This window comes from Pantoea sp. JKS000250, assembly GCF_003201065.1.
Taxonomy (GTDB): Bacteria; Pseudomonadota; Gammaproteobacteria; order Enterobacterales; family Enterobacteriaceae; genus Pantoea; species Pantoea vagans.
Genome location: NZ_QICZ01000001.1, coordinates 1559857 through 1584418 on the forward strand (window position 1 = coordinate 1559857; position 24562 = coordinate 1584418).

Sequence of the window (24562 nt, forward strand, 5' to 3'; positions counted from 1 at the left end):
TTTTTTCATGCAGGCATTCAGGCGTTACTTCTTCGCCTCTGCGCCCGGCTGCGACGCACGTTGCAGGAATTTCTGAGTCACTTCAGGCAGGTGTTGCAGCAGCCACTCCGCCATAGCCACTTCCTGATCGCGAATCTCGTTAAGGATGCGAACGCCCTGCGTATCGCCCACCTGCTCCGCCGCAGCAATCAGGCTGGTGTAGCTGGCGATCTCAGCATTCTCAAAAACATAGCCACTGATGGCACCCTTTACCACTTCATCTGAGTTAAACATACCGCCTACCGCCTGACCGGTCGCCGCCATTTTACCCATCGCATCTTTCATCACAGAGTGATCGATAGCGTGGCTGTCGAGCAGCTGTTCCAGCAGGGTCAGCTGATGCTTAGTTTCTTCCAGATGTTGCGCCAGACGCTGTTCCAGCGCCGGATAGTGATCAAGACGGCCTGACATCTTGCTCAGCATGCTTTCTGCCTGCTTTTCCATCGCATGCGCATCGCGCAGCCAGTCATGATAATGTTCAATCGCAGTCATGTGTCACTCCTTAAGAGACGGTAATCGCCTCGGCTACCGAGGTGAGTTTCTCATCCGTTTGTTTCTCTTCATTCAGAGTCGCTGCCAGCAGCTCTGCCGCTTTGGTATAGCCCAGCTTCAGCGCCAGTGCATGCAGCGTGCCGTAAGTGGCAATCTCATAGTGCTCAACTTTCTGTGCCGCACCAATCAGCCCCTGATCGCGGACTTCGCCCTTTTCGACCGAGTCGATAATTTCCTGGGCTTCTTCAACCAGACCTTCAAGCGCATGGCATTTCATTCTTTTGATTTTGACTTCAGGTGTCACGTCTACCAGTTCATCCAGTCGTTCAATCTGAGCACGGGTCTCTTCAAGATGCTGATTAAACGCAGCGATAAGATTTTCGTCGCTGGCAGCACGCGCCATTTTAGGCAATGCACGGGTTATCTGTTTTTCAGCGCTGTATACATCGGAAAGGTCGTGGATGAACAGATCGTTTAACGTTTTCACTGTCATAAGATAGCCTCATTGATTAAAAAGCTGCGTCGGTAATAACGCAACGCCAGTCATATCGTTGGCACCTGAAAAGTTTAGTGGAGATTCTTAATATCGCACGCTGTGGCATTATGAATTTAATAAAAAAGTGGCATGCAAAATGCATTTTTCTTTTTGAAGCAGTCATTTAGCCGAAAAAGGTTTTAGGGCTGCGGCTTCGCTCGCTGCGGCGGAATTTGTACAAAGCAATAAATCTCTGTATAAATTTCTTAGGATTAAGTGTATAAAAAAAGCACCAGTCAAAACTTAGTTGTACGGAACTTTATTAAATCGTATAGATTTAATCGATCGGAAATAAAAAAACCGGCAGGAAAAACCCAACCGGTCTAATTAACAGCATCTCTCTGTGTCAATGATGAATCAGCGACATAATTCAGGAGGTAATTATCTTGCAGGAAAATGAAAAGAGAATCTGTGTAGCCCGGCAAACGCGTTAAGCTGCCATCCGGCAGCCTTAAAAGCGTTTAGCTTCTGCGGCTTACCTTACCTCCCTTGCGCCCGGCTTCGATGGCACGTTCGGGATCGTTCTTAAAGTTCCCGCCACTTTTCTGACCGCCCTTTCGCCCTGCTTCCGCAGCACGCTCTTTGTCAGCCGCAAAATTTCCGGCCCCACCACGATATTGAGTCATTCTGTGTTCCTCTTTGAAATTAAAATCAGAATTTGCACAGTTAATGCTTAATCAGGCCGATTCAGCAACCTAAATGTAGACAGAAAACCGCACCGTTCAAGCGAGACAAATAAAAAACCCGCTACCGATCTGACTTATTGGTCGTTCAACCCTCATCCGGACTGGTAACGCATTTCAACTATCTCTCTGTACTATTCAAAAAAGAGATACGGCCTAAAAAACATTGCTTCCAAAGATGGCCGCGCCCTATTAATCGATCATTTTCAAAAAATGTCCAATTGAAAAAAAGTAACCGAAGCGGCACTGAGATAACTTCATCAATATCAGTTAGTGAAGATGATCAACAAACGATCAATTTCCCTAAGCGAAGCGGTAAATATATTTACATAACGCTGTTTTAAAAGCTGAATTAAGCGAGACGCAAGACTTTGATCGCAACAGCTAAAAACAGCTGATTTTGATCAATAAATGATCAGTTGTACTAATTTAATGAAAGTTTTAATCAGAATGACACGCAATAGTCGGTACAGATATTCAGGATTAAACGAAGCGGTGATATTCAGGTAAATCGGGGATGAAAATCGGGTTTTCGGAATAGTACTAAAAAATGTTTTCTGTGGAGAAATTCATAGGTTTTATGAGCCTGCAGGCGGCGAGTAGAAGGAGAAATTAAAAAATGACGGATGGAATCGTGCAGTGCCTGTCGGGAAATCGTGCGTCAGTGGCCTGCAGGGAGGAAGCCTGGCAGCGTCAGAGGGGGTCAGACACGGCCGAATAAAAGGCAACACCACGTTTACCGTTTTTCTTTATGCGGTACATGGCTTCATCAGCACGTGCGAGGGCGGTATCAAAGTCATCTTTTACCTCAACCTGTGCCACGCCTACTGACGCGCCTATGTGCGCGTGCCCGTTAGCCAAATCAAAAGGGGTAAGCACCGCGTCAAGGCAGGCATGCGCCAGCTGTCTGACCTGCGGCTGCCTGAGTGCAAACGGCAATAGCAGGACGAACTCATCGCCGCCGAGCCGGCCAATAATCACTTCTGCCGGGGAGAGCTCAGTTAATCGCTGGCTTAACTGAATTAACACTTCATCACCGCTGCGATGCCCCAGGGTGTCGTTGACGTGTTTGAAGTTATCCAGGTCAATAAAGACAACGCAGAGCGGCCCCTGCGCTTTCATTTCACAGAAATCATTTTGCAGGGCATGGCGATTATTGAGCAGCGTAAGGGGATCGTGCAGCGCCAGCAGAGCGAGCTGTTCTTCATATTGCTTTTCTTTGGTCATGTCGATGTGAGTACCGATGACTTTAACCGGCTCGCCATGCGCGTTCCACTCGCTGACCCGGCCCCGATCCAGCACCCACGTGATACTGCCATTTTTGGCGATCATGCGATGCAGCGCTTCATAGTAAGGCGCTTTTCCGGCGATGTGATCGTTAAACGCGCGCAAAACTTCGGCGGCATCATCAGGATGCAGACTCTCTTTCCACGATTCGAAGTTGGCGTCGGTCTCTTTGGGCTGGAAGCCGAGCATCGCGCCCCAGCGCCGGTTGAAGATCACCAGTTTGCCGCTGGGAATATCGAGCTGCCACAGGAATAATCCGGTGCCATCCAGCGCCGCGTTGAGTTTTGTACGGGCGTCATGCGCTATACGCTTCAGACGCGCATTATGCTTTTTCAGGTTCTGTATCTGCAGACGCAACGCTTCTTCTGACATGACCGTGAGAGAACTGTAAAAAGGGCTATTGTGCCTGTCAGGTTGATTCTGTAAAGAGTGGCTAATAAAACACGATTAGCCGCGGTCAATTGCAGGCTGGACAGCACATCAGGCGGTGCGGGTCTGGCAACACAGCACAGAGGCGAAGCAGCAAAATGGTTTCACCGTGAAATCTGTTTGCATTGCTACAGCGTTGTGAGGCGAAATGCGCCGGACTGAAGTGAAATTCGGAAATGTCGGGGGAGTCTGGCGAACCTTCGATAACGGGTTCGTGCCATAACGCAAAAACCCGCCAGAGGCGGGTTCTTTAAATATGGTGCCCGAACCCGGACAAAAATGCCGGGAGCATTTTTGCATCGCGCGTCAGCGCGACCCGCAGGGCGAGCCACAGGATGTGGCGAGTGTATCGAATCTTCGATAACGGGTTCGCCTCAGAACGCAAAAACCCGCCAGAGGCGGGTTCTTTAAATATGGTGCCCGAACCCGGAATCGAACCAGGGACACGGGGATTTTCAATCCCCTGCTCTACCGACTGAGCTATTCGGGCAACGGGGCGCATTAAACCAAAGCGGCCCGGCAGCGTCAAACGCTTTTCACCAAAATCACATCGACTGACGGCTTTTCCATCAACTCAAATATCGGGTTTGACCCGGCGCAAAAATCTCGCGCCTGGCCGGATAAATTTTAGTCAGCGGAGCGGTAAAGGCTCCATTATGCCGCGATTTTGCCGATATAGGAGGCGAGACCAACACTAATAATAAGGATCGCCATGTTTTCCACCATTACATCAGGTATCGCTTCACGCCACGGCTGGCAGAAGCGGGCTCACTCAGCGGCCACGCTGAGCTCGCTCAACGGCTCAATCGCCATGGTTGAGTTCTCCCCCGATGGCACCATTCTCAGCGCCAATGCGCTGTTTCTGGCGCGCATGGGCTACACGCTGGCGGAGATTGAAGGCCAGCACCACAGCCTTTTTTGCACGCCGGAACAGCTTCAGTCGCGGGACTATCAGGACTTCTGGCTGCGGCTGAACCGGGGCGAAAGCTTCAGCGATAAATTTCTGCGCATGGCGAAAAATAGCCGCCCGATCTGGCTGGAAGCCAACTATGTGCCGGTGCAGAACCGCCATGGCCGGGTGATTAAAATCGTCAAACTGGCCACAGACATTACGGGCCATATCAACGATGCTCAGGAGCAGCGCGCCATTACCACCGCCATTGAACGGTCGATGGCGGTCATCGCCTTTAACCTCAAAGGTGAAGTGCTGAAAGCCAACGACAACTTTCTGAAAACCATGGGCTACCGTCGTGAGGAGGTAGAAGGGATCCACCACAGTCGCTTCTGTTCGCAGGCTGTACGCGACAGCCGTGAATATAGCGAGTTCTGGCAGCAACTGAACCGGGGTGAATTTGTCTCGGGTCAGTTTCCCCGGGTGAATAAACGGGGCGAGACGGTCTGGCTGCGCGCCACCTACAATCCGGTATTTGACGAACAGGGCCGGCTCTACAAAATCGTCAAATTCGCCACGGATGTGACCGCACAGGTGGAAAAGAATCAGCAGGAGCATGATGCGGCGCAGCGGGCTTATCACACCGCACTCCAAACAGATGAAAGCACAAAGCTGGGTGCCGATGTGATCGCCAGCAGCGTGGAAACCATGAATGCGCTGGCGGGTGAACTGCAGGGGATCTCCGGTGATATTACCGGACTGAGTGAGTCTTCCGATCGTATCGGCGCAATTGTGGAAGGTATTCGCCGGATCGCCGATCAGACCAACCTGCTGGCGCTGAATGCCGCCATTGAAGCAGCGCGGGCGGGCACCCATGGCCGCAGCTTTGCGGTGGTGGCTAATGAAGTCCGCACGCTGGCAGCCAACATTAACCGCGCCACTACCGACATTGAAAACCGGATTCAGCAAAATCATCTGCTGGCGAACCGGGCACTGAAAGGTATTGAGTCGAACCTGAAACGTGCCGATCAGGGCGTACAGCTGGCTCAGGAGGCGGGCGGCGTGATTGCAGAAATCCGTGAAGGCGCAACGGACGTGGTGCGTGCCATCGGACAGGTCACTAAAACGCTTAAAGTCTGATGCTCTGCGGGGGCCTTCGCCCCCCTTTTTTACGGTGTGGCCTGAGCGGGTGCTTCTGGCACCGGCGGGATAAAGATATGGTCCAGAATATCCCGCATCACGGGCGCAGCCGTTACCCCTTCCCCGCCACCATTCTCCAGAATTAACGCCACCGCCACTTTCGGGTCATTAAACGGTGCAAAGGCGGTGTAGAAGATATGGTCACGCAGCCGCACCGGGATCATCTTCGCGTTATAAGTCTGGTTCTGACGCAGGCTGAATACCTGTGACGTCCCGCTCTTCGCCGCGATGCCATAAGGAGCCGTATGGAAATATTTATAACCGGTGCCGTTGGGCGCGTTAGCCATGCCAAACATCGCGTGACGCACCAGCGACCAGTATGGTGAGTGAGGATCGCCAATCTGCGCCTCGTGCTGTTGTGGATGGTAGTTTTCCACCAGCGTGCCGCGCTGGGTTTTCTCCAGCAGGTGCGGTGCGATGACCCGACCGTTATTGATCAGTGCGACCATCGCCTTCACCATCTGAATCGGCGTCGCAATCCAGTAGCCCTGACCAATGCCTACCGAAACCGTATCGCCCTGATACCAGGCCTTTTTATGCACCTTCTGCTTCCACTCACGGCTTGGTAATAAGCCGTTGTACTCTTCATTCAGGTCGATGCCGGTCGATTTACCATAGCCAAACTGGCTGAGCATGGTGTGAATCCGGTCAATGCCCATCATGAAAGCCACCTGATAGAAGAAGGTGTCGGCAGACTCTTCTATCGCGCGAGTGACATCCAGCATGCCGTGCCCGGTTTTCTTCCAGTCGCGATAGCGCCGGTCCGTGCCCGGCAGCGTCCAGGTCGGCGCACCAAAGAACTGCGACTGTGGCGTAATCACATGGGTCAGCAGCGCCGACATCGCCATATAAGGCTTCACCGTGGAAGCGGGTGGATAGAGTCCCTGCGTGACGCGGTTGATCAGCGGCAGGTCTTTATCCTGCAGCAGCTTTTTGTAGGCCTGATAGCTGATGCCTTTCACAAACGGATTCGGGTCGTAGCTGGGACTGGAGACCATCGCCAGCACGGAGCCGTCGCGCGGATCTTCAATCAGCAGCGCCGCACGCTGTCCGGCCAGCAGGCTCTCCACATACTGTTGCAGATGCAGATCCAGCGTCAGCGTCAGGTTTTTACCCGCGACCGGCGGCACCTCTTTCAGCACCCGCACAATGCGGCCATGGTTATCCACTTCCACTTCCTGATAGCCCGGCTTGCCATGCAACAGCGCTTCGTAATAGCCCTCAATCCCCTGCTTGCCGATGTTGTGGTCAGCCGCATAGTTTTCGGCGATACCTTCCGCATTCAGCCGTTTGTAGTCGTTATCGTTGATTTTCGAGACATAACCGATCACATGGGCCAGATCGGCCCCATAGGGATATTCACGATCCTGGTAGGTCTCAATGCTGGCACCGGTAAAGCGGAACTGATTGACCGCAAAGCGGGCAACCTGCTCTTCGGTCAGCTCCTCCTTCAGCACGACCGGCTTGTAACGACTGGTCTGCTTCAGCGCACGGCGGAAAGTGTCGATCTCATCGGGTGTCAGATTTACGATGGGCGTCAGCGCCCGCAGCGTGGCGTTCATATCGTCAATTTTATAAGGCGTCAGCGTGATGGCGTACCAGCTGACGTTACGCACCAGCGGAATACCTTTGCGGTCATAAATCAGCCCGCGCGTCGGGGCGATGGGGATCATCTTGATGTCATTCTGGTTGGAGCGCGTCTGGTAGTAGGCATGGTCGCGCACCTGTAAGCGGAAAAGGTTTACGCCAAGAATAGTGAAACAGAGACAGACCAGAGCAAAGGCGATTGCGGCGCGACGGGCAAACAGCTTCTCTTCAGCATCGAAGTTACGAAAGTTCATCAGGGGGCATTATCAGGCGACTAATTATTATCTGTTATTGCACACTATGATAAAGCGCGATCGCCGGCGTGCCAGCGCGAAGATGCACAAGCCTCGGCAAAAGTGTGTCATTTGATGTGAATGTTACCGGGAAAGCGAGGCGGGAAACTCAGATCCTCCGGTTAAGGAGGATCTGAACAGGCGATCGGGCAGCGGTCGGGAATCGTCACCCGCCGCGCGGATTAATCACCCAGCAGGACAGACTCCAGCGCAATCTTGATCATGTCGTTGAAGGTTGTCTGACGCTCAGCAGCAGTCGTCTGCTCGTGCGTACGGATATGGTCTGATACGGTACAGATGGTCAGCGCTTTCGCACCGAACTCTGCAGCCACACCGTAGATACCCGCGGCTTCCATCTCAACGCCGAGGATGCCATATTTTTCCATTACGTCGAACATCTGCGGATCCGGCGTGTAGAAAAGATCGGCAGAGAAGATGTTACCCACGCGCGCTTCAACACCCAGGTTTTTCGCCGCATCAACCGCGTTACGCACCATGTCGAAGTCAGCAATCGCTGCGAAGTCGTGATCTTTGAAACGCATACGGTTTACTTTGGAATCGGTGCAGGCACCCATACCAATCACGATATCACGCAGTTTTACATCAGGGCGTACGGCACCGCAGGAGCCGACACGGATGATCTTCTTAACGCCGAAGTCCGTGATCAGCTCTTTGGTGTAGATGGAGCAGGAAGGGATACCCATTCCGTGACCCATTACAGAGACTTTACGGCCTTTGTATGTGCCGGTGTAGCCCAGCATGCCGCGCACGTTGTTCACTTCAACCGCATTTTCCAGGAAGGTTTCTGCGATGTGTTTTGCGCGCAGCGGATCTCCGGGCATCAGCACGACGTCTGCGAAATCGCCCATTTCAGCATTAATATGAGGGGTTGCCATTGTTTAATCCTTATTAAATTGCTGATTTACAGCATGTTCTTGCCATAGTCCATCTTGGACAGGCCAAAATAGTGTGCAATTGTCTGACCAATATCGGCGAAAGTCTCGCGGTATCCCAGTGAACCCGGCTCCACTTTCGGTCCGTAGATCAGAATCGGAATGTGCTCACGCGTATGCTCGGTGCCTTCCCAGGTCGGATCACAGCCGTGGTCAGCAGTCAGGATCAGGATGTCATCTTCGCCAACCAGCGCCATCAGCTCAGGCAGACGACGGTCAAACAGCTCCAGCCCGCCCGCATAACCGGCGACATCACGGCGATGTCCCCAGGTTGAATCGAAATCAACGAAGTTGGTGAACACAATCGCCTGATCCGGCGCGGTTTTCATCTCCTGAATCGTCGCGTCAAACAGCGCATCCAGACCGGTCGCTTTGACCTTTTTGGTAATGCCCTGCTCCGCATAGATATCGGCGATTTTACCCACGGAGATCACGTGACCGCCCTTCTCATCCACCAGCTTTTTCAGCATGGTGGCGGATGGTGGCTCAACAGCCAGATCGTGACGGTTGCCGGTACGCTCGAACTGACCCGCTTTATCACCCACAAACGGACGGGCGATCACGCGGCCAATGTTGTAGCCCCCTTCGGTCAGCTCTTCACGGGCGATTTCGCACAGCGCATAGAGCCGCTCAAGACCAAAGGTCTCTTCGTGACAGGCGATCTGGAATACGGAGTCCGCAGAGGTATAGAAAATCGGCTTGCCGGTTTTCATATGCTCTTCGCCCAGCTGGTCGAGGATCACCGTACCTGAAGAGTGGCAGTTACCGAGATAGCCCGGCAGGTCGGCGCGCGCAACCAGCTTGTCCAGCAGTTCCTGCGGGAAGCTGTTCTCTTTGTCGCTGAAGTAGCCCCAGTCAAACAGTACCGGCACACCGGCGATCTCCCAGTGGCCTGACGGCGTATCTTTACCTGACGAAAGCTCACTGGCGTAAGCATACGCGCCGGTGATTTTTGCCTCAGGATCCAGACCCGCCGGGAAGCGGCCGGTCGACAGCTCGGCGGCTTTACCCAGCCCCAGCGCGGTGAGATTAGGCAGATGCAATGGGCCTTTACGTCCCTTGTCTGCTTCACCGTTAAAACAGGCTTCGGCGATATGACCCAGGGTATCTGAACCTGCGTCGCCGAATTTATCGGCATCTTTACTGGAGCCAATTCCAAAGGAATCGAGAACCATAATAAAAGCACGTTTCATGCAAGTCTCCTGCGCATTGGCGCGTGACAAGTCAAAAAAAAGCGATCAGATCAGTATACCCGAATGCATCGCGGCTGGCACCGGTTACTGGTCAGTTAGCTGAGATCGCTCACACGGCGATAGACGACCGGCGTCTCAGCCGGGGCGGAATCCCCGAGCACCAGCGCAGCTTTAACCGCTGCGGCGGCCTGCTGCCATTTGTCTTCGCTGCTGGCGTGAATGACCGCCAGCGGACGATGCGCATCGGCACGTTCGCCCAGGGTGATCATTTCGCTGAAGCCGACGCTGTAATCGATGCTGTCGCTGGCGCGCTGACGTCCGCCGCCCATCGCCACCACCGCCAGACCCAGCGCACGGGTATCCATGCTGCTGACGATGCCTGGCTGGTCGGCATAGACCGGTTTGCTTAGCAATGGCGCGGGCAGATAAGCGTCGTAACGTTCGACGAAATCAGCCGGTCCCTGCTGGGCAGCGACCATGCGGCCAAACACCTCAGCCGCCTTACCGTTATCCAGCACCGTCATCAGCTTCTGACGCGCGTCGGCGTCGCTGGCGGCGAGTTTGCCGGAGATCAGCATTTCGCTACAGAGCGCCAGCGTCACTTCCAGCAGGCGCGGATTCCGCTGTTCACCGGTCAGGAAGCGCACCGCTTCGCGCACTTCCAGCGCGTTACCGGCTGAAGAAGCGAGAACCTGATTCATGTCCGTCAGCAGCGCGGTGGTCTGGCAGCCTGCGCCGTTGGCAACGCCAACAATCGACTGCGCCAGACTTTCTGAGGCTTCATAGGTTGGCATAAATGCGCCGGAACCCACTTTGACATCCATAACCAGCGCATCCAGCCCTTCTGCCAGTTTCTTGGCCAGAATCGAGGCGGTGATCAGCGGAATGGAATCGACGGTGGCGGTGATGTCACGCGTCGCGTAGAAGCGCTTATCCGCCGGGGCCAGCGAGCTGGTCTGGCCGATAATCGCCACACCGACCTGCTTAATGATGTCGCGGAAACGGTCATCACTGGGGAAAATATCGAAGCCCGGAATCGCTTCCAGTTTATCCAGCGTGCCGCCGGTATGACCCAGACCACGACCGGAAATCATCGGCACATATCCACCGCAGGCAGCGACCATCGGCCCTAACATCAGCGACGTCACATCGCCGACGCCGCCGGTCGAGTGCTTATCCACCACCGGCCCGTTAAGATTGAGTGATTTCCAGTTAAGTACCGTACCGGAATCACGCATCGCCATCGTCAGCGCGACCCGCTCTGGCAGCGTCATGTCGTGGAAATAAATGGTCATCGCCAGCGCGGCAATCTGACCTTCCGAGACGGTGTTATCACGCACGCCATTAATGAAGAAGCGAATCTCCTCTTCAGTCAGCGCCTGGCCGTCACGTTTTTTGCGAATAATTTCTTGTGGCAGAAACAAAGTAGCCCCCTGGTTCAGGGAAATCAGGATGGAGAACAGGCGGTCAGCGACCGCCTGAAAGATCAGTAACCCGCTTTGCTGGTGTCGCTGTCATGACCCAGGGTGTTGAGCAGGCTCGCCAGCAGGCTTGATGCACCAAAGCGGAAATGGCGTGCATCGGCCCAGTCGGCACCCAGCGTCTCTTCTGCCATCTGCAGATAGATCGCGGCATCTTCAGCAGTGCGCACGCCGCCCGCCGGTTTAAAGCCAACTTCCTTACTAACGCCTTTGTCACGGATCACATTCATCATGATCTGCGCCACTTCCGGCGTGGCGTTAACCGGCACTTTACCGGTGGAGGTTTTAATGAAGTCGGCACCCGCGTCGATAGCAATCTCAGAAGCCTGACGGATCAGCGCTTCTTCTTTAAGCTCACCGGTTTCGATGATGACTTTCAGCAGCACGTTCGCTTCAGCACAGGCGGTTTTACAGGCTTTCACCAGATCGAAACCAACCTGACTGTTACCGGCGATCAGCGCGCGGTACGGGAAGACCACATCCACTTCATCTGCGCCGTAGGCGATGGCGGCGCGGGTCTCTGCCAGTGCAATATCGATGTCGTCATTGCCGTGCGGGAAGTTAGTTACCGTGGCGATGCGGATTTCCGGCGTACCCTGCTCGCGCAGCGTTTTACGCGCAATCGGAATAAAGCGCGGATAGATACAGATGGCGGCGGTGTTACCTGCCGGGGATTTAGCCTGATGACAGAGGGCGATCACTTTTGCGTCGGTGTCGTCGTCATTCAGGGTGGTTAAATCCATCAGTTTCAGGGCGCGCAGGGCAAGAGGTTTAATATCGGTCATGAGGCTCTCCAAAAGATCGGGGTGCAACCCACCGGCTTGCCGGCGGAATGTTATAATAATAACACTCAGAAGCGGCCTGATATGTGCCAGTAGTCACATAGGGATAAGAAATTGATGCAATTGCGTCACAATCACTGTGACTTAAATCGCAGATAACAGCGTTTAATGGCCATTATACGCCAGCCGACCCAATGTTACTATTATCACATTTAAGCGCTGATGAGACAGATCCGGTCAGTTACGCAGCGTTGGGAAAGCGGGATCGAGCCGGAACAGCTGCTGACTGTTGTGCCACAGTGCATCGGCAATCTCTTCGGGTGACTCCTCTCGCAGGCTGCAGAGTACTTCCCACACCTGACGCGCCCGTTCCGGGCGGTTTGGCTGGCCCTGAAAGCCCTGCAGTGGCATATCGGGTGCATCGGTTTCCAGCAGCAGCGCAGAGAGCGGCAGCTGTGCTACGGTCTGACGGGTTTTGCTGGCGCGTTCATAGGTAATGGTCCCGCCAATGCCAATCGCATAACCCAGCTTAATAAAGGCCTGTGCCTGCTGCAGGCTGCCTGCAAAACCGTGCACCACGCCACGGCGCGGCAGATCGAGACGACGCAGAATCTGCGCCAGCTTGTCATGGGTGCGCCGCGAATGCAGGATCACCGGCAGCTGATACTGTTTTGCCAGCTTCAGCTGTGCTTCGAGAAAGCGTTGCTGCTTATCAAACTGCGGATTGTCGCGATAGAGATCCAGCCCGATCTCGCCGATCGCCACCAGCTTACGTGGCCGCTGTTGCAGTAAGGTTTCCAGCTGCTCAAGATGCACCTCAAGGTGATTTTCAATGACGATGGGGTGCAGGCCCAGCGCCGCGTAGAGCGGCGAATGTTCCGCGGCCAGCGCACAGACACGTTCGAAGCGGCTGGCATCAATCGCCGGAACAATGATCTTCTCTACGCCCGCCTCAGCTGCGCGCGCCAGGCTGGCGGCAACATCCCCTTCGAAAGGCGGAAAGTCGAAATGACAGTGCGTATCGATAAACGTCATGCCAGCGATCCCTTGTCGTAATCCGCATCATTGTCCGCCAGCGGCGGCGTGATAATCAATCGGGTATCCGGCGCATTGGCAACCGGCGCAGGCGGGGTGACGATACGCGCTGAGATCATCGGTTCAGCATCGCTCAGCCACTGGCCCAGCGTGGCGAGGAAATAGCGACCACAGCGCCGCCCCAGATGATAATCCTGATTCAGCGCGGCAACACGGCTGCCCAGGGCACTGCTGGCCAGCACGTGCGGCGGAAAAATTTCGATAATGCGCAAATCGTCGGGAGGATTCTCAATAAACTGCTGAATTTCCCGATAGCTCTGCTCATGCTTATTCAGCACGTTGATCATCGGCTGCAGCGCGCCAGTACTGAGCCAGCGCTCCATCCGTTTAAACCATTTTGGGGTGTAGAACATCTGCGATGGCACCGTGCGGATCACCACAATGGTATCCGCACCGCGACGTGCGGCCTCGCGCACCGGAATCGCATCGCTGATGCCACCATCGAGATAGCTTATCCCTTCCAGATTGACGCCCAGCCGGTAGAAACCGGGAATCGCACTGGAAGCTTTGATCAGATCCAGCCAGTTGTCGGCGGTGGGCGTAAAGTAGCCGGGCGAATAGTCGTCGCTGCGGCAGGCGCACATATAAAACTCGCGACCGCTGGAGAACAGCTGTTCCGCACTGCTCATCGCCAGCGGAAATTCACTGCGGGTGATATCGATCAGCCAGTCGAGGTCGATCAGATTGCCTCCGCGCACAAAACGCAGCGGATCAAAAAAGAGTTTACTGGTGGTATAGCGGGTAATCACGCGACGGGCGTAGCCGGGCTGACCACAGACAAAGGCAGAGAGATTTTGTGCACCGGCAGAGGTGCCAAGCATCAGCTGAAAAGGATTAAATCGGGCGCGCTGAAATTCGTCCAGTACCCCTGCGGTGAAAATGCCGCGCTGACCGCCGCCTTCACAGACCAGGGCAATTTTCTGAGCTTTAAAGGGTGTCAGGGCCAGAGGTTCAATGGCGCCGAGTGTGACGGGAATGCGTATACCCACTGTGCGAACCTCAAAAAAGGGTTCCGGGTATGCTGGAGGAGGGATCCGTTAAAGACAGCAGCATTCCGGAGAACCAGTCATCTATTCCTTTAACCGGCAGGCCAGCTGAACTGGCTTGCCATCGCAGCGATGTGAAGGTGTCCCTCTCTTCACGTCAGTCGCTGCAGATGACTGGTCTCCGCTCTATGCTTTGCGTTGCATTACACTGCAGGACTCATCGGCTAAAGCTTTTTACGGCCGGTAAACAGGCTGATGAGGAACAGGATAATACCAACGACGAAGACAACTTTAGCTGCCCATGCTGCTGTGCCCGCTAAACCGCCAAAACCTAACGCTGCAGCGATCAGTGCGATCACCAGAAAAATAATGCCCCAACGAAACATAAGCCTCTCCTTACCCTATTTAAAAATCGAACTGCTTATTTAATCCCCGGATGGGTATCTTTTATCCATGCGGTCAACGAAGTGACCGCACGCAAGCTTAAGATTTAACCGTCAGGTCATTCTTAACGCTTTTCACGCCTTCAATGGCTTTAGCGATGCTTTCTGCACGATCTGACTGTGCCTGAGTAGCAACATGCCCTGAAAGCTGAACAACACCGTCGGTGGTCTCAACTTTTACGTTGCGCGACGGAACAATGTCGTCTGCTAATAGCTTAGCTTTTATTTCGCTGGTCGTAGCGGCATCGCCGGCATAACCTTTCACTGAAGATGATTTGCTGTCTCTGACGTGTAGTTTGTCGCTGACGGATTTAACACCTTCGATTTTCTGCACCACCGCCACAGCCTTTTCAGCCTGATCCTGTGAGGTGACGAAACCGCTTAAGGTCACGACGCCGCTATGCGTTTTTACCGAGATATCCGTGCTTTTAATGGCGTCGTCATCCACCAGTGCCGCTTTGGCTTTGGCGGTGATGCCGCTGTCATCCATATAACCATCGACTTTTTTCATAGAACTATCGATTTTCGAACCCGCGCTGTCGGCTGTCTGTGACGCTTTCTGCGACACTGATTCGTCAGCCAGTGCACTGCCGCTGATCAGTGCTGAGCCAATCATGGCGGCCATCAGGGTTTTAGCAATCTTAGTCTTGTTCATCGATATCTTCCTTCTATCAGTTAACTCACCCAAAACTGTGGGCGAAACAGAGGCACAGGTGCCGCTGCGTTACAGGACGTAAGGACAAGAGAAGTCTCTTCCGCCGTCCGATAGAATAATCATAGACGGCATTTTGCGATTTGCCTGGCTAACTGGTTGATCACACGTCAAAACAGAAAAAAAACGGGGTTTTTAGGAGGAGTCTGGAGTGGGGAAATCAGGGCCATTCCCTGCTGGAATGGCCCTGAAACAGGCGATTAGTGCTCGCGCGTTTTACGGAAGGTCACGTCGGGATAACGTTCCTGCGTAATATTAAGATTGACCATGGTTGGCGCAATATAAGTCAAATTATTGCCGCCATCGAGCGCCAGGTTAACTTCGTTTTTACGCTGGAAGTCCTCAAACTTTTTCGCGTCGCTGCATTCAACCCAGCGCGCCGTAGAGACGTTAATCGCTTCGTAGATCGCTTCGACGTTATATTCGCTTTTCAGACGTGCAACGACCACATCGAACTGCAGTACCCCGACCGCGCCAACGATAAGATCGTTGTTATGCACCGGACGGAACACCTGCACGGCACCCTCTTCCGACAACTGAACCAGCCCTTTCAGCAGCTGTTTCTGCTTCAGCGGATCGCGCAGGCGAATACGACGGAACAGCTCTGGCGCAAAGTTCGGAATCCCGGTGAACTTCATGTTCTCACCCTGAGTAAAGGTGTCGCCAATCTGTATGGTGCCGTGGTTATGCAGACCGATGATATCGCCAGGATACGCTTCTTCAACGTGTGAACGGTCGCCCGCCATAAAGGTCAGGGCGTCGGAGATCACCACATCTTTGCCGGTGCGTACCTGACGCAGCTTCATCCCTTTTTCATATTTACCGGAGACCACACGCATAAAGGCCACGCGGTCACGGTGTTTCGGGTCCATGTTAGCCTGAATCTTAAACACGAAGCCGGTGAACTTCTCTTCTTTCGCTTCAACCGTACGGGTATCGGTCTCACGGGGCATCGGACGCGGCGCCCAGGAAACCAGGCCATCCAGCATGTGGTCAACGCCGAAGTTACCCAGCGCGGTGCCGAAGAAGACCGGCGACAGTTCGCCACTCAGGAAGGCCTCCTGCTCGAACTCGTGCGAGGCGCCCTGCACCAGCTCCAGCTCTTCACGCAGCTGTGCCGCCAGATCTTCACCGACCGCGGTGTCGAGATCCGGGTTGTTAAGCCCCTTCACGATGCGCACATCCTGAATGGTGTGGCCTTTACCGGTCTGGTAGAGATAGGTCTCATCTTTGTAGAGATGGTAAACCCCTTTGAACAGCTTGCCGCAGCCGATAGGCCAGGTGATCGGTGCGCAGGCGATTTTCAGCTCGCTTTCCACCTCATCCAGCAGCTCCATCGGATCGCGGATGTCACGGTCAAGTTTGTTCATAAAGGTCAGGATGGGCGTATCGCGCAGACGGGTCACTTCCATCAGCTTGCGGGTACGATCCTCGACGCCTTTGGCGGCATCGATCACCATCAGACAGCAGTCAACCGCAGTCAGCGTACGGTAGGTATCTTCCGAGAAGTCTTCGTGACCTGGGGTATCCAGCAGGTTCACCAGGCTATCGCGGTAAGGGAACTGCATCACCGAGGTGGTAATGGAGATACCACGCTGTTTCTCCATCTCCATCCAGTCCGACTTGGCGTGCTGGTTAGAGCCACGGCCTTTTACCGTACCGGCGGTCTGGATAGCCTGTCCGAACAACAACACTTTTTCGGTAATGGTGGTTTTACCGGCATCCGGGTGAGAAATGATCGCGAAGGTGCGGCGGCGTGCCACCTCTTCTAAAAAGGGATTAGACATGGAATTCTTCTCAATAGGCAGCGCAACGTACTGGCGCTGCTGATAAATCACGGTGGCCGGCAGAACCTTACCGGCGGGTAAACGGTGCCAAAACGATGTTTTATCGTTGGCGGGTCAGCGCGAAGTTACATTGGCGTGAAGTCCGGTTACCTGGTCAGCTTTAAGGCGGCATAGCATACAATATTTTGCGCGCGCGGCCTACAGGGAAGGGGGCGGGATTTCGCAGAGGGAGAATCGGAGAACAGCGGATGCGGCAACAGAATCGGGCAGGTCTGCACCCGCCCCCACTCTTTTATCCCAATACCTTTCTGACACAGGCTTTGAAGATCTGCACACCGATCTCCAGCGAGCTGAGCTCAAAACGCATGTCGGGATGATGCAGTCCTGGCGTCAGGTTAGTGCCCAGCCCCCAGAAGCCCGCCTTCACACCCGGACGCTTCACCGGATAGTAGAAAAAGTCCTCGCTGCCCGGCGTGGTTCGGGTCGGCAGTGCGCCCTCTTCACCCAGCACTTCAACGATGGCCGCGCGGATTACCGCCGTCGCCTCATCATCAATCTCGGCGGCGGGCATCTCTTTCAGCACGCGGACCTCGGCGGTGGCACCCAGTGCCGCCACGCTGTGAGTAATGGCACGCGTGACCTGCTCTTTCAGCTGCGTCATCGGCCCGTTCTCCTGAGAACGCAGATCCCACACCACGCGGGCTTCATCCGGCACCGAGTTGGTGACACCGGCATCACACAGGAAGCGGGTCGCCTTGACGCTCCAGGTCAGGCCGGGTGAAAGATGGAGGGCGTTGACGGCCTGAACCGCCTGCACGGCGGCATCCAGCGCGTTCACGCCAAGATGCGGTCGCGCCGCATGAGCGGGCTGACCTGTGATCGTCGCTTCCAGCGTGCTGCAGGCGGAGTAGAGCACCGCAGGCACCGCCTGACCAACCACGCACTCCTCAAGCGGACGCAGATGGAAGCCCAGAATCATCTCCACATCATCCAGTGCGCCACCTTCGATCATCGAGAGCGCACCGGCACCCAGCTCCTCGGCGGGCTGGAACAGAATCTTCAACCGGCCACGTTTCACCGTGCCCTCCTGCAGCAGCGCCGATGCTGCCGTCAGCACTACCGAAGAGTGTCCATCGTGACCACAGGTGTGACGCGCACACGGCACGCCATCAATGATGTGGCCCAGCGCATCCATATCAGCACGCAGCGCCAGCACCGGCCCCGGCACACCGCTGTCGATCTCCGCCACAATGCCGGTGGTGTTATTGATGTTGCGCGTCACCTTCAGGCCCGCTTTCTCGAGCTGATCGGCGATGTAGGCCGAAGTTTTCACCTCCTGAAAACCCAGCTCCGGAATTTCATGCAGATAGTGGTAATGCTCTAATACCTTAGACACAGCGTTACTCCTGAATAAACAGACGCATAACAGACATTGCGATCAGCGCGTTGATGATGCTCACCAGCATCAGCAGCGGCCAGTATTTTTTGGGCACATCGGCCACGCCCAGCAGCCGCCCCATATATTGCAGCTGCGATCCCATCAGGAAAATCGCCGGCGCCAGAATGGTGATATCTGCACCGGTCAGCAGCCCTTTGGTCAGCAGGCTTACCGCGACGCCGGTGCCCGCCGACGAGGAGAGCCAGGCGGTGAGCAACACAGTAATCGCCTCGCCCGGCAGGCCAAACAGCCCCATCACCGGCGCAAACACATGTCCGAGGAACTGCATAATGCCGAGTAGATTCAGCACTTCTGCCAGCACATAGGCCATCACCACATTCGGCATCAGATTGTGAATGGCGATGTGAAAGCCTTTACGCGCACCGGTCACAAACACATCAAAGGGATTACTGGGAGTGGCGATTTTATTTTCCATCCGCGAAATCCTTCTTATAAACACTGTTTAACACAGCGCGCGTTATCGCCGCACCGACAAATTTCAGCACGAACATTAATAACAGCGGAATAACGATCGGCAGCGTCATTGAGGCGAACAGCGCCGAACCGATGGCGAAGTAATTATTGATTAATCCGGCACCGGAATATTGCCAGGCACTCATCACCACCAGTTCTTTTTTGCCAATCTGTTTCTGGTCAGCCATCTCTTTGGTTAATGCCGCACCCGCGTCGGTGCTTTGCAGGTCAGTGATTAACGCCAGACCGCAACGACCCGGCAGCCCCATCAGCGGCTTAAGCAGCGGCGTCAGTAAGCGATGTGCCGCGCGAATCGCGCCATAGTGGGTAAAGATTTCCAGCACGCCCAGCGCCAGCATTACCGTCGGCGTCAGCGACAGGGCAAACAGGAAGCCTGCTTTGGCACTGAGTCCGCCTGCGCCGAGAAAGGTATTGCTGGCGGGATCTTTCATGGTGCCGAAGCTGCCGCCCAGCGTGGTGAAGTCAAACGCCCCCAGCCATTTAAGGCCCTCGACGTTATAAAACAGCCCTGAGAAAAACAGAATGGCAAAAATTAAAGCGATATAACTGCCTTTGGTCGCCGTCATTTTTACCGGATTAACCACACTCTCTTCTGACATTATTTTCTCCTGATAACATGGCCTGCCGCCCGTTTCCTGCCGTGGCAAGTTTCAATATATGGAACTCAGTTCTAAGCAGGATTTATGCCAGAGCCGCCTGGAGAACGATTGGTAACGCCTTATTTGCCGACACAGGACGTTTAATCCACGCCATACCTCTTATCGCGCTCTGAAAATGATTTTTCAGAACACAACGTTATATTTCCGGGACGTCATCAGATGGTGGGTATTTCGTCTGCCGCAGCGACCATTGCACCAGCAGAATAGCTATCGCCCGCACTATCATGGTGCTGATTCTCCTGATGTTGTTGCCTGATATTGCGCGATACAGAATGAGAATTGGTCGCATTCAATTTCCGAAATAATTCTATTTAAATCAATCAGATAAATTGACTTATTTTGCGGAAAAGGCTTCACTTTACTAACATGTATGATGCATAATTCACCGCATCCACCTGTTTATTTAACATCTTCTTAAAAGGACTCGGCCATGCTGACTGCTGAAATGACTGGGCGTTTAAACGACCAGCTGAACCTGGAATTTTTCTCTGCCAATCTTTATCTGCAAATGAGCGCCTGGTGCAGCGACAAAGGCTTTGAGGGTGCCGCTTCCTTCCTGAAGATGCATTCACGTGAAGAGATGCAGCACATGCAGCGTCTGTTTGACTACCTGAGCGATACCGGCGGTATGCCGGTGCTGGGCACCATCGCAGCGCCACCGGTTTCTTTCACCTCGCTGAATGAAATCCTGCAGCAGGCGCTGGAGCATGAGCAGCTGATCACCAGCAAAATCAATGAGCTGGCGCACGCCGCTATGACGTCACAGGATTACTCTACCTTCAACTTCCTGCAGTGGTATGTTGCCGAGCAGCACGAAGAAGAGAAGCTGTTCAAAACCGTGCTGGATAAACTGGCGCTGGTCAGCAACAGCGGCAACGGTCTGTTCCTGGTCGATAAAGACCTGGGCCGCATGAGCACCGAGAACCACGCAGAATAATATCTTTCAGGTCGGTTCAGGCTGCTGACAATTCCCTGGTACGCTTTCAGGAAGCAATGATAAAGCTTATGTAGCAGGGAATACGGTCAGAGGAGGAAAGCGTCCCGCGCCATGGACAAAAAACGCCGGGAGCGTTTTTGAACAACACAACGCGTTGGCCCGGCCAGGGGCGCACCTCCGGGATAAGGTGCGTAATCGCGCGGGTCGAGCGAGTCATGGATGACGGCTTTTGCGTCTTTCCGATCTGACCGTATTTCCTGCTCAAGCACGATCTCACAGCCAAGCAGGTCCAGTTTTGCTGTTGCCCTTAACGGCCCGCTTCGGGGCCGGACTTTTCTTCACTGCCTCCTCAACACAGCTATCCCAGCCGGTAACTCGCCGTTTTCTCGCCATTTACCCACAGCTCACGACGTTCACCCGCAGGCAGTAACAGCGTAATCTCCCGCCAGGCGGGCTGATAATCTCCGCGTTTTTCTACCGTCAGGTCGATGCGGGTAGCGCTGCTGCACAATGTCCAGCTCAGCCACAGCGCATTGCCCTGCTGCCAGCCATGGCTCTCGCCATCATCGTCAAACATTTCGCCCTGGATGGTTACGCCTTCCGGTGCCGGCCACAGTTGCCACTGCCGCACAGTATCGCGCCGCGCATCGGTGGTGGTTTCGCACTCACCCAGCGGGATCACCGCACCCGCCCGCACCAGCAGCGGCAGCCGATCCAGCGGCGCATCAAGGGTGATGGTCTCGCCGCCCGCAAACGCTTTGCCGCTGTGCCAGTCATACCAGCCGCCCTGGTTACGTGGCAGATAGACTTTCCGACTGCGCGCGCCCTGCTCCACGACGCTGGCGACCAGCAGATCGCGGCCCAGCATAAAGTCATCACACTCCTCATACGTCAGCGGATCCTGCTCATGGTCGAGGAAGGTCGGACGCAGCATTGGCTCATCTTCCACGCTCGCCTGCCATGCCAGGTTGTAGAGATAAGGCATCAGACGATAACGCAGGCGGATCGCTTCGCGGATCATCGGTGTCACGTCCGGGTACATCCACGGCTCGTTCACCGTGTGATCGTCATTCCACGAGTGGATGGTAAAGCGCGGATGCATCACGCCATTCTGAACCCAGCGCACAAACAATTCAGCGTCCGGCTTGTCGCCAGAGAAGCCGCCGACATCGTGTCCGACGTTAAACAGCCCGGAGAGACTCATTCCCAGCCCCATGCGGATGTTATAGCGCAGGGTCTGCCAGCTGGTACGGTTATCGCCGCTCCAGGTTTGCACATAGCGCTGCATCCCGGCACAGCCGGAACGGGAGATCAGATAGGGCCGCTTGTCTGGCGCAAACTGCTGCTGCGCTTCCATCGAGGCGCGCATCATCAGCAGCGGCATCACCGGCCGGATATGCTTGATGGCGATCGGCTGACCAAAACCGTGACAGCGCGCCTCACCATCCCACACTTCATATTCGTTGTTATCGTTCCAGGTGGAATCGATGCCTTTCTCCAGCAGCTGCTGCGTGACATTCTCCTGCCACCAGCGCACCGCTTGCGGATGGGTGAAATCAAGGTGCGATCCCTCATCATCCCAGAACACCGAACGCTCGGGACGATCGAACTCAGAGTCACGAATAAACAGCCCCTGCGTCGCCACTTCCTGGTAGCGCGGATGATCCTGCAGCAGACAGGGCTTGATGTTGGCCGCCAGCTTCATTCCGGCAGTGTGAAATGCGTCGCTCAGCGCGTTGGGGTTCGGGACTTTGTCGTAGTTCCAGTTGAAGACATAGCGCTTGTTATTGATCGAGGTATAACCGGAAGAGAGCTGGAACGAGTCGCAGGGGATTTCATGCTCGCGACACAGGCGGATAAAGGATTGCAGCTGCTGCTGTGCGTCCGGCGCGTCGGTGTAGTGCATGGTCGAACCGCTGTAGCCCAGGCTCCACCTCGGCTGAAACAGCGTACGCCCGGTCAGACGGACAAAAGCTTTGGTGACGTCGAGCAGCGTCGGGCCGAGCATCATATAGTAATCGAGATCGCCCGCCTCGGCACGGTAACGGCGATAAGGCAGATGGTAGTTATCCAGCTCGTTACCCAGATCGAGCCAGCTGCTGCTGAGGTTGTCATAAAACAGGCCGAAGCTGACGCCATCGCGCTGCGTCAGGGTAAACGGAATATGTTTATAGAGCGGATCGGTGCTGGCGGCGTTGTAGCCCATCGCGTCGAGATTACGCATCTCGAAACGCCGGTTAACGCGGTTCAGGTCGCCGCTCTTCTCGCCCAGACCATACACCCGATCCTGCGGCTGACGACGCTGATAGTGCTCGACGCCATCGCCGTGGGCATTGAGCAGATAGGCACCGGTGTGACGATCGGCGGTCAGCGGCTGCCAGCTGGCACCATCAAACTGCTCCCAGCTCAGGCAGAGCGGCTGATGCACGGTGACCCGCAGCTGTCGGGTGCTGATGCGCAGTTGCTGCGCATCATGCTCCACCTGAAACGCGGGCAGCGTAAAGCCATCCAGCGCCTCACGGTCACGTCCCTGCCAGGGCACATCGTGCTCTGGCGCAATGCTCCAGGTGCGGTTCAGCGCCAGCTCGCCGTCGCGCTTCAGCAGCACGCGCATCAGCTTCTCTTCCAGCACGTAAAGTCGCAGGAAATGTCGAGCGTCGACCTTGAGTTCAACAAAGTGATCGGCCTGCTGATGCAGCGTCCAGTTCTTCAGGGTTTTCATCGCGATATCCTTATGGGTTAGCAGGGCGCTGGCGGCGTTCGGCGATCAGCATCACCAGGAAAACGGCACCAATCAGGTCAAAGAAGCCCATCGCCACAAACAGCGGATTAAAGCCGATGGTATCGGCGGTAACACCGATAATCAGCGAGAAGATAAAGCTGGCGATCCAGGCGCAGGAGCCGCGCATGCCGTTAACGGTGGCCATCTGGCGGCGATCAAAACGCTCCACCACCAGCGCACTCAGCATGCAGGAGATCACCTGATGACCGAAGCCACCGACGGAGATCAGGGCGATCGCCAGCCAGGGATCTTTCACCAGCGTCATCAGCGCCAGCGACACCATCAGCAGCGCACCGGTGACGGAACTGGCGATAATGGAATTCACGCGGGTCATACCAAACCAGCGCACATAGATTCTGGTGAGATAGCCGCTGGCGACGCTGCCGAGGTCGGCGGCCAGAAACGGCAGCCAGGCGAACATGACGATCTGCTTAAGATCCATGCCGCGCTCGTTGGCAAGATAGAGTGGCACCCAGAAGCTCAGCACCGCCCAGGCGGGTTCAGCCAGAAAGGCTGGAATGGCGATGCCGTAGAATTTCTTCTCTTTACCAATCACTTTCAGCGCGGTGAAGAACGGCAGCTTTTCCCCCATCGCCTCGTTGTCCTGGTTAATAAAGGCGCGTTCATCATCGGAAAGACGGGGATGGCTCTCCGGCGAGTGATAGCCCCACCACCAGAGTCCCACCCACAGCAGGCCCAGGCCGCCGGTCAGCAGAAATGCGCCCTGCCAGCCAAAGGTAATGTGGGCAACATAGATAATCGGTGGCGCCAGCATCGCACCAATCGAAAAGCCGACGCCCGCCCAGCCCGCCGCAACCGGACGCTCCTTTTTCGGAAACCAGTCACCGATCGCTTTGGCGTTAGCAGGCGTGGCCGCCGCTTCGGACGCGCCCATGACAAAACGCAGCAGCGCCAGATGCAGCCAGCTTCCCGCACCGGCGTGCAGCAGACAGGTTACCGACCAGATCAGCGCGCAGATCAGGAAGCCCATCTTCAGTCCGATTACATCGATCAGCCAGCCGCAAATCGGCTGAAACAGGGTATAGGCGAGCTGAAATGCGGCTACGACCCACGAATACTGTTCGGTGGTCATGTTCAGACTGGTTTTCAGTTCCGATGCCAGAATGCCGAGGGAGTTACGGGTGATGTAGTTGACGGTCACACCCAGCAAAAACATTCCCAGCATCCACCAGCGCAAATTTTTAATCACGCGCACCGTGCGTGATGCACTGATGGGTTTCGTTGTTGATTCGAGGCTCATTGTGCCACTCCTGATTGCCATTGATGACGCACACCGCCTGCTGGCGTACCGCGTGTCCTTTTATCGAACTTAGAAAAGTGCGAAACGTGGGTACAGCCACTTTTTTGCAACGCTTTTCATG

Annotated in this window: 21 protein-coding genes and 1 tRNA gene; 2 read left to right on the forward strand and 20 right to left on the reverse strand. The window is 55.1% G+C overall.

Annotated elements, in window-relative coordinates:
- Nucleotides 1-24: 24 nt before the first annotated feature.
- The 5 genes from BY447_RS07455 to BY447_RS07475 form a co-directional block, all read right to left on the reverse strand.
- Nucleotides 25-531: a ferritin-like domain-containing protein gene (locus BY447_RS07455; protein ID WP_110330871.1), complete on the reverse strand. Its 507-nt coding sequence runs from the start codon at nucleotides 529-531 to the stop codon at nucleotides 25-27.
- A 10-nt stretch (nucleotides 532-541) separates the two neighbouring features.
- On the reverse strand, nucleotides 542-1024 hold the full coding sequence (locus tag BY447_RS07460) for a ferritin-like domain-containing protein (RefSeq protein ID WP_033784034.1): 483 nt from the start codon (nucleotides 1022-1024) through the stop codon (nucleotides 542-544).
- A 503-nt stretch (nucleotides 1025-1527) separates the two neighbouring features.
- Nucleotides 1528-1692 (reverse strand): general stress protein, encoded by a 165-nt coding sequence (locus BY447_RS07465; protein ID WP_004571242.1) that lies wholly within the window; start codon nucleotides 1690-1692, stop codon nucleotides 1528-1530.
- A gap of 750 nt (nucleotides 1693-2442) precedes the next feature.
- Entirely contained in the window at nucleotides 2443-3408 is a 966-nt protein-coding gene (locus BY447_RS07470; protein ID WP_110330872.1) for a diguanylate cyclase domain-containing protein, read from the reverse strand.
- A gap of 471 nt (nucleotides 3409-3879) precedes the next feature.
- A tRNA-Phe gene (locus BY447_RS07475) sits at nucleotides 3880-3955 on the reverse strand.
- 222 nt (nucleotides 3956-4177) lie between these two features.
- Between BY447_RS07475 and BY447_RS07480 the strand changes: the two genes are divergently transcribed.
- On the forward strand, nucleotides 4178-5497 hold the full coding sequence (locus tag BY447_RS07480) for a methyl-accepting chemotaxis protein (RefSeq protein ID WP_110330873.1): 1320 nt from the start codon (nucleotides 4178-4180) through the stop codon (nucleotides 5495-5497).
- 29 nt (nucleotides 5498-5526) lie between these two features.
- Here BY447_RS07480 and mrdA read toward each other — a convergent pair whose 3' ends face one another.
- From mrdA to BY447_RS07545, 13 genes are all read right to left on the reverse strand, one after another.
- Nucleotides 5527-7398 (reverse strand): penicillin-binding protein 2, encoded by a 1872-nt coding sequence (gene mrdA, locus BY447_RS07485; protein ID WP_110330874.1) that lies wholly within the window; start codon nucleotides 7396-7398, stop codon nucleotides 5527-5529.
- A gap of 221 nt (nucleotides 7399-7619) precedes the next feature.
- Nucleotides 7620-8333 (reverse strand): purine-nucleoside phosphorylase, encoded by a 714-nt coding sequence (gene deoD, locus BY447_RS07490; RefSeq protein WP_013359011.1) that lies wholly within the window; start codon nucleotides 8331-8333, stop codon nucleotides 7620-7622.
- A 26-nt stretch (nucleotides 8334-8359) separates the two neighbouring features.
- Nucleotides 8360-9583: a phosphopentomutase gene (gene deoB, locus BY447_RS07495; protein WP_095706683.1), complete on the reverse strand. Its 1224-nt coding sequence runs from the start codon at nucleotides 9581-9583 to the stop codon at nucleotides 8360-8362.
- 95 nt (nucleotides 9584-9678) lie between these two features.
- Nucleotides 9679-11007 (reverse strand): thymidine phosphorylase, encoded by a 1329-nt coding sequence (gene deoA / locus BY447_RS07500; RefSeq protein ID WP_110330875.1) that lies wholly within the window; start codon nucleotides 11005-11007, stop codon nucleotides 9679-9681.
- Nucleotides 11008-11069: 62 nt separating this feature from the next.
- The gene (gene deoC / locus BY447_RS07505; RefSeq protein WP_013359014.1) at nucleotides 11070-11849 is read right to left on the reverse strand and encodes a deoxyribose-phosphate aldolase; all 780 of its coding nucleotides are present in this window, start codon (nucleotides 11847-11849) and stop codon (nucleotides 11070-11072) included.
- A 234-nt stretch (nucleotides 11850-12083) separates the two neighbouring features.
- Nucleotides 12084-12881 (reverse strand): TatD family hydrolase, encoded by a 798-nt coding sequence (locus BY447_RS07510; RefSeq protein ID WP_110330876.1) that lies wholly within the window; start codon nucleotides 12879-12881, stop codon nucleotides 12084-12086.
- Nucleotides 12878-13930, reverse strand: coding sequence for a patatin-like phospholipase family protein (locus BY447_RS07515; protein ID WP_033733866.1), 1053 nt, complete (start codon nucleotides 13928-13930; stop codon nucleotides 12878-12880). The genes BY447_RS07510 and BY447_RS07515 overlap by 4 nt, the downstream gene beginning before the upstream one ends.
- A gap of 221 nt (nucleotides 13931-14151) precedes the next feature.
- Nucleotides 14152-14313 (reverse strand): DUF1328 domain-containing protein, encoded by a 162-nt coding sequence (locus tag BY447_RS07520; protein ID WP_003848537.1) that lies wholly within the window; start codon nucleotides 14311-14313, stop codon nucleotides 14152-14154.
- 97 nt (nucleotides 14314-14410) lie between these two features.
- On the reverse strand, nucleotides 14411-15025 hold the full coding sequence (gene osmY, locus BY447_RS07525; protein ID WP_013359017.1) for a molecular chaperone OsmY: 615 nt from the start codon (nucleotides 15023-15025) through the stop codon (nucleotides 14411-14413).
- A gap of 257 nt (nucleotides 15026-15282) precedes the next feature.
- Entirely contained in the window at nucleotides 15283-16869 is a 1587-nt protein-coding gene (gene prfC, locus BY447_RS07530) for a peptide chain release factor 3 (RefSeq protein ID WP_033784671.1), read from the reverse strand.
- A gap of 292 nt (nucleotides 16870-17161) precedes the next feature.
- Nucleotides 17162-18265, reverse strand: a complete 1104-nt coding sequence (locus tag BY447_RS07535; protein ID WP_110330877.1) for a M20 peptidase aminoacylase family protein — start codon at nucleotides 18263-18265, stop codon at nucleotides 17162-17164.
- Between the two features lie 4 nt (nucleotides 18266-18269).
- Nucleotides 18270-18743, reverse strand: a complete 474-nt coding sequence (locus tag BY447_RS07540; RefSeq protein WP_110330878.1) for a YjiG family protein — start codon at nucleotides 18741-18743, stop codon at nucleotides 18270-18272.
- Nucleotides 18733-19401 (reverse strand): nucleoside recognition domain-containing protein, encoded by a 669-nt coding sequence (locus BY447_RS07545; RefSeq protein ID WP_110330879.1) that lies wholly within the window; start codon nucleotides 19399-19401, stop codon nucleotides 18733-18735. Before BY447_RS07545 ends, BY447_RS07540 begins: the two co-directional genes overlap by 11 nt.
- Before the next feature lie 490 nt (nucleotides 19402-19891).
- Between BY447_RS07545 and ftnA the strand changes: the two genes are divergently transcribed.
- Nucleotides 19892-20398 (forward strand): non-heme ferritin, encoded by a 507-nt coding sequence (gene ftnA, locus BY447_RS07550; RefSeq protein ID WP_010248984.1) that lies wholly within the window; start codon nucleotides 19892-19894, stop codon nucleotides 20396-20398.
- Nucleotides 20399-20756: 358 nt separating this feature from the next.
- On the opposite strand, the gene BY447_RS07555 is transcribed toward ftnA, so the two are convergent.
- Nucleotides 20757-23120, reverse strand: coding sequence for a TIM-barrel domain-containing protein (locus BY447_RS07555; protein WP_110330880.1), 2364 nt, complete (start codon nucleotides 23118-23120; stop codon nucleotides 20757-20759).
- Nucleotides 23121-23130: 10 nt separating this feature from the next.
- Complete coding sequence (locus tag BY447_RS07560) at nucleotides 23131-24441, reverse strand: MFS transporter (RefSeq protein ID WP_110330881.1); 1311 nt, start codon at nucleotides 24439-24441, stop codon at nucleotides 23131-23133.
- Between the last annotated feature and the right edge of the window lie 121 nt (nucleotides 24442-24562).

Excerpts from the sequence above, each read along its gene's own strand:
- BY447_RS07455 (WP_110330871.1), bottom strand. The coding sequence starts at position 531 with ATGACTGCGATTGAACATTATCATGACTGGCTGCGCGATGCGCATGCG.
- BY447_RS07460 (WP_033784034.1), bottom strand. The coding sequence starts at position 1,024 with ATGACAGTGAAAACGTTAAACGATCTGTTCATCCACGACCTTTCCGAT.
- BY447_RS07465 (WP_004571242.1), bottom strand. The coding sequence starts at position 1,692 with ATGACTCAATATCGTGGTGGGGCCGGAAATTTTGCGGCTGACAAAGAG.
- BY447_RS07470 (WP_110330872.1), bottom strand. The coding sequence starts at position 3,408 with ATGTCAGAAGAAGCGTTGCGTCTGCAGATACAGAACCTGAAAAAGCAT.
- BY447_RS07480 (WP_110330873.1), top strand. The coding sequence starts at position 4,178 with ATGTTTTCCACCATTACATCAGGTATCGCTTCACGCCACGGCTGGCAG.
- mrdA (WP_110330874.1), bottom strand. The coding sequence starts at position 7,398 with ATGAACTTTCGTAACTTCGATGCTGAAGAGAAGCTGTTTGCCCGTCGC.
- deoD (WP_013359011.1), bottom strand. The coding sequence starts at position 8,333 with ATGGCAACCCCTCATATTAATGCTGAAATGGGCGATTTCGCAGACGTC.
- deoB (WP_095706683.1), bottom strand. The coding sequence starts at position 9,583 with ATGAAACGTGCTTTTATTATGGTTCTCGATTCCTTTGGAATTGGCTCC.
- deoC (WP_013359014.1), bottom strand. The coding sequence starts at position 11,849 with ATGACCGATATTAAACCTCTTGCCCTGCGCGCCCTGAAACTGATGGAT.
- BY447_RS07510 (WP_110330876.1), bottom strand. The coding sequence starts at position 12,881 with ATGACGTTTATCGATACGCACTGTCATTTCGACTTTCCGCCTTTCGAA.
- BY447_RS07520 (WP_003848537.1), bottom strand. The coding sequence starts at position 14,313 with ATGTTTCGTTGGGGCATTATTTTTCTGGTGATCGCACTGATCGCTGCA.
- osmY (WP_013359017.1), bottom strand. The coding sequence starts at position 15,025 with ATGAACAAGACTAAGATTGCTAAAACCCTGATGGCCGCCATGATTGGC.
- prfC (WP_033784671.1), bottom strand. The coding sequence starts at position 16,869 with ATGTCTAATCCCTTTTTAGAAGAGGTGGCACGCCGCCGCACCTTCGCG.
- BY447_RS07540 (WP_110330878.1), bottom strand. The coding sequence starts at position 18,743 with ATGGAAAATAAAATCGCCACTCCCAGTAATCCCTTTGATGTGTTTGTG.
- BY447_RS07545 (WP_110330879.1), bottom strand. The coding sequence starts at position 19,401 with ATGTCAGAAGAGAGTGTGGTTAATCCGGTAAAAATGACGGCGACCAAA.
- ftnA (WP_010248984.1), top strand. The coding sequence starts at position 19,892 with ATGCTGACTGCTGAAATGACTGGGCGTTTAAACGACCAGCTGAACCTG.
- BY447_RS07555 (WP_110330880.1), bottom strand. The coding sequence starts at position 23,120 with ATGAAAACCCTGAAGAACTGGACGCTGCATCAGCAGGCCGATCACTTT.
- BY447_RS07560 (WP_110330881.1), bottom strand. The coding sequence starts at position 24,441 with ATGAGCCTCGAATCAACAACGAAACCCATCAGTGCATCACGCACGGTG.